General features: G+C 42.0%; 5 protein-coding genes and 1 pseudogene. 1 reads left to right on the top strand and 5 read right to left on the bottom strand.

Annotation, left to right across the window (positions count from 1 at the left end; genetic code table 11):
- From EWV66_RS04730 to EWV66_RS04710, 5 genes are all read right to left on the bottom strand, one after another.
- Window positions 1-203, bottom strand: a 203-nt coding sequence (locus tag EWV66_RS04730) for a helix-turn-helix domain-containing protein (protein ID WP_287107467.1), incomplete at its 3' end; no start/stop codon positions are given.
- 290 nt (window positions 204-493) lie between these two features.
- A complete protein-coding gene (locus tag EWV66_RS04725; protein ID WP_002768596.1) occupies window positions 494-835 on the bottom strand; it encodes a DUF565 domain-containing protein in 342 nt (113 codons plus the stop codon).
- Between the two features lie 2 nt (window positions 836-837).
- Window positions 838-1,449, bottom strand: coding sequence for a DUF3611 family protein (locus EWV66_RS04720; RefSeq protein ID WP_158202354.1), 612 nt, complete (start codon window positions 1,447-1,449; stop codon window positions 838-840).
- Window positions 1,450-1,699: 250 nt separating this feature from the next.
- A complete protein-coding gene (locus tag EWV66_RS04715) occupies window positions 1,700-2,383 on the bottom strand; it encodes a J domain-containing protein (RefSeq protein WP_052275770.1) in 684 nt (227 codons plus the stop codon).
- Between the two features lie 125 nt (window positions 2,384-2,508).
- Window positions 2,509-3,273 carry a PD-(D/E)XK nuclease family protein gene (locus tag EWV66_RS04710; protein ID WP_052275769.1) on the bottom strand — a complete coding sequence of 255 codons (765 nt, stop codon included), beginning with the start codon at window positions 3,271-3,273 and terminating at the stop codon, window positions 2,509-2,511.
- A gap of 166 nt (window positions 3,274-3,439) precedes the next feature.
- Here EWV66_RS04710 and EWV66_RS04705 point away from each other — a divergent pair.
- Window positions 3,440-4,214 (top strand): annotated as a pseudogene (locus EWV66_RS04705) (hypothetical protein); the annotation flags it as partial.

Raw genomic sequence — 4,214 nt, 5'->3', positions numbered from 1 at the left:
AACTCTAATTCTTCTTGTTTTTTCCAATCGGTTAGCATTGAAGAAGTTTCAGTATATCCTACTCTTTCTTGTCTTTCGTACCATGCTTGTGTTCTGAGATGGAGTGCCTTATTGTAAACTAATCTTACACAGCCCAAAGTGCGCCGCAATAGCGACTCTTGTTCGGGTGTGGGGTAAAATCGGTAAGAATAGGCTTTTTCCATGTCTCACATTCTAGCATATATTTCGTAAACGATGCTCATATTTAACAGTAAAGCCGTCGTAGAACGACGGGGTTTCAGACCCAAATTTTCGATGAACGTCTGAAATCCTTATTTTCCTGAGAAGCGCCATGGAGTAAGGGTATCGTTGGGCAGCTTAACTAATACACTTGTTCTGTCTAGTCTGGCTACGATCGCTCGCTGCCGGTCGGCACTTAAGGGCAAGGTTTCCACTTTCCCCGACTGGCTCCTGAATCCTCACCCCACCAAGAAACATTTTCAGCCAACCCTATTTAAGAGCCAATTTTAAAGGCTTCTAGAAATAAACTATAGGTGATACCAATTTTGAGTAAATTGAAAGATTCTCGCAGAATCGGTGCAGGTTTAGCCTGAGAACTTTTTCGGTAAACAATCCGGCTAATCGCCTCCGTAAACAGCAGCAATAAACCAGCAGCCGTGACATCCCATTGAGCAGTTTGACCAGCAGTGGTGACAATTGCTTGCCCAGAAAAAACTCCAAATAAAACACAAATTATCTGTAGGGAAATCCGTCGCCAAGGATTACCAAAAAAGCGATTAAATCGACTGCTGGTGACATTAGCCAGCGTACTTAAACGGGTGCGTTGCATGGCCATATTTATTTAGAAGTAATACGGTTAAGAAGCCACAAAGAAGTAACAATACCAGTAAAGTGAGCGAGAATTGTATTAGTATTGGCCTGCACAATTAACAGGTCAACAGAATTAACAAACTGACTGGGGTTAGAGGCAACATTAAAAGTACCTTGGGGAACATTGAGGGATTTAATTAAGACAATTCCCGCCAAGGCTTGCGCTCCCAAAATAGTTAAAAACATCCCGATAATATTAGCGATTAAACCCTGACGGATTAACTGAATAGTATCGGATTTTTTCGGGCGACTATCTTGATCACCTCTCAACATTTGACGGGCAATTTTCATGTAACGAGAAGAAAAGAAAATGGCAACCACCAAGAAACAAGCCCCACCAATAGCACACAAAACACCGATTTCAATGCCAGAAGTGCGTTGTCTCGTCCCTAATAAACTAGCGGTAGCAATCAGTAATAAAACCCCCGAAATTACGCCCAGGACAATCTGCGTCCAAAAACCGATTCTTCCCTGACGTAAAAGGATATTAGCAGCTCGTTGGACGGCCGGAGGCAAGGAATAAAGATCAGAATCTCTAGTGGTGGATATATTGGTAATTTCTGATTGTTTGTCTCTCATCGGGGTTAAGCTAGGGATTGGGTAAATCTGGTCTTGATCTATTTTCGTCTTTTTTTTTGCCCATGGCTAGAGATTTAATCAAGCTCTGGCATAATTAATTTTTCATGGTTCAAAAAAGGCAAAAATAATGATTAAATTGCCTAAAATCTGTAAATAGACCATTTAATTGATTATTATTCATTCTTAATTCTCCTGACTACTGACTACTGGCTCCTAACCCTAACAACAATTTTTGATTTTTACCAGAGATTTAATTTTGGCACTGACTGGCTATCTGTTTAGCTTCCACCTGTAAACGCTGGGCCATGCGAAACATTTCTTGACCGGTGTGGAGAGAGCGATCATCGTAGTTAAGGGTAAAGGTTTCTAATTCTTCTAGTCCGTCAGTGAGATGATTGAGACAGTAGTAAAGAGAAGCGGCCACTTTGGCCATTTTGGCAGGGTTAGGCCGTTGGCAAAAGAGGGTTTTAGCTCGATCGAGATTTTGGCGACAGGTTTCTAGATAGTCTTGAAAAACAGCCATCAACTGATCATCGAAGGGATCGGCGGATAGGTGATCGATCTGACCTTTGAGAGGTCGGATAATTTGACCGATCAGGCGATTAATCGGGCTATAGGTCTGGTTATACCACTGTTTGACTAGGGCTTCGTCTTCCTGGACCGCTTCTTTGTAACGATGGTAATTTGCTTGGGCGGTGGCAGTGCGTTGGGCGCGGGGAGAATTGGCGATTATTTGGTTATCGTAGTCCTTTCTTAGCCTCGGATCGCTTAAAATCTCGTAGGCGGCGTTAATAGCGACGATTTTATCGTGACTGGCACTATCGTTTTGACTATCGGGATGGAATTGTCTGGCTAAACGCCGATAGGCCCGTTTAATCTCGTCAGGGGTCGATTTATGGCTGATTTCTAAGGTTTGGTAGTGGTTGCCGGTCATGAGCGCAAGCGATCGATCTGTCTTTTATTATTATCGACTATGGTTAACGCAGCGCAGAAGGAGAATTGTCAGTGATCAGTGATCAGTGATCAGTGATCACTGATCACTGATCACTGATCACTGATTTAGACAAAAGGATTGATTTCAGGGATATCCTCGATCGAGGGTAAGTCTATTGGGCCCGATCGCTCTTGTCTAAGATAATAGGGACAATGAAGCTGACAATCGGGACGATGGGGAAAATCAACTAAATCATTTTCGTATGCTGATAGATAGCGATCGAGATCCTTCAATAAACGGCGCAAATCTCGCCCTGTCTGTTGGTGTAGTTTCCGATTATAGTTAAAAGTAATTTGTTCGGGGCTGCGGGGTAACTGCACAAACCAATAGGTCATCGATAAACTATCAAGAGGATAAGCAGAAGTTTCTCCCAAAACATACAGATAAAGTCTCGTCTGCCAATTTTTGGCTAGTTTGTCGGCATCGATCGGTTTTAAGTAGGTTTTCCAGTCAAAAATTACCGCTCGATCGCTCTCTAATAAAATTAAATCATAGATAACCGTTAATAAATAATTACCCACAGTTAAACTGCGACAATGTTCCGCTTCTCGATTGGTTTCTCCCGGATTTTGGGCAATTGCTGGGGCCGCTTTTAATAGGGCCGTTAAACAATGTTCTAACTGTTCATTTTCCCGTAATAGAGGCGCGATCGGCAGCCCTAATTCCCGCTGCTGTAATAATAGGTGAAACTGACTGCCCCATTCTTGCCGCTGCAATTGCCCAGGGTCAGCCGGTGTGTTAAGTTCCTCTAGATAGACTTTTTGAAATCTGGGTGGACAGGTTTCCAATAGGTTTAAATGACCTTGGGCAAGACGGTAGATCTTAGGCATAATAGGATTATCGTGAATAAAACAGCAGTTAGCCTATTATCGAGAAAACGGGTTCCTTTGAGAAACCCGTTTTCTTGTATAAATGTTAATTTATGTTACAGGGGTCTTGAGAAATTTGCGCTTGTTGAGCTAAAACTATTAGCAATAAACTTTGGCTGTTACTGTCATGACTCTCTCTCTTTTGGCGATTATTCCTGTTGTTGACGATGTTTTGTTCAATTTCGCTCAATCTGATGGTTTTTGGGCGAATTTAGAAACCGCTTTTGGCACAAGTTATGATGTGGTTAAGGCGACGCAATTACGACAACAGTGGCAAAGTCGAAATTTTAGTCAACTTCCCCCAATTGAGGTACTCAGTGGTGAAGTTTTGGGGACGGCGAATGGTGCATATTCCAGTAGTACCAATAAGATTTATTTATCAGCATCTTTTTTAAATACAGCCTCGTCAGCAACGATAGTTAACGTAATTTTAGAAGAAATTGGGCATTATGTGGATGCTCAAATTAATCAGGTGGATAGTGCGGGAGATGAGGGGGCAATTTTTGCGGAGTTGGTGCAGGGAAATAGTCTGGATGTGGCAACCTTAGACGCTTTACGAGGAGAGAATGACCAGACAACAATTATAGTAAATGGGGAAAGTATTCAAGTAGAACAGGCGAATTTTACGGGAACTAATGGTAATGATAATATTACGGGAACTTCTGGAGACGACACTATTAGTCCTTTACGAGGAGTTGATACCGTAAATGGTGGAGATGGAAATGACCTTTTAATCATAGACTACTCTAGTAATAACTACGCTGGCATTACGGGTTCTTCTTCTTACAATTCTGGGTATTTCGAGGCTTACTACAATAGTAGCAGCTATGACCAAGTTAGCTTTAGTAATATCGAACGCTTCCAAATTACAGGCACAATTGCTAATGATAACTTATCTACCT

The organism is Microcystis sp. M_OC_Ca_00000000_C217Col, assembly GCF_007095585.1.
GTDB lineage: Bacteria > Cyanobacteriota > Cyanobacteriia > Cyanobacteriales > Microcystaceae > Microcystis > Microcystis panniformis.
This window is presented reverse-complemented; position numbering and strand designations above follow the sequence as displayed.

What these genes read in the sequence shown, in the direction of transcription:
- EWV66_RS04725 (WP_002768596.1), bottom strand. Translation starts at nt 835, where the DNA reads ATGGCCATGCAACGCACCCGTTTAAGTACGCTGGCTAATGTCACCAGC.
- EWV66_RS04715 (WP_052275770.1), bottom strand. Translation starts at nt 2,383, where the DNA reads ATGACCGGCAACCACTACCAAACCTTAGAAATCAGCCATAAATCGACC.
- EWV66_RS04710 (WP_052275769.1), bottom strand. Translation starts at nt 3,273, where the DNA reads ATGCCTAAGATCTACCGTCTTGCCCAAGGTCATTTAAACCTATTGGAA.
- EWV66_RS04720 (WP_158202354.1), bottom strand. Translation starts at nt 1,449, where the DNA reads ATGAGAGACAAACAATCAGAAATTACCAATATATCCACCACTAGAGAT.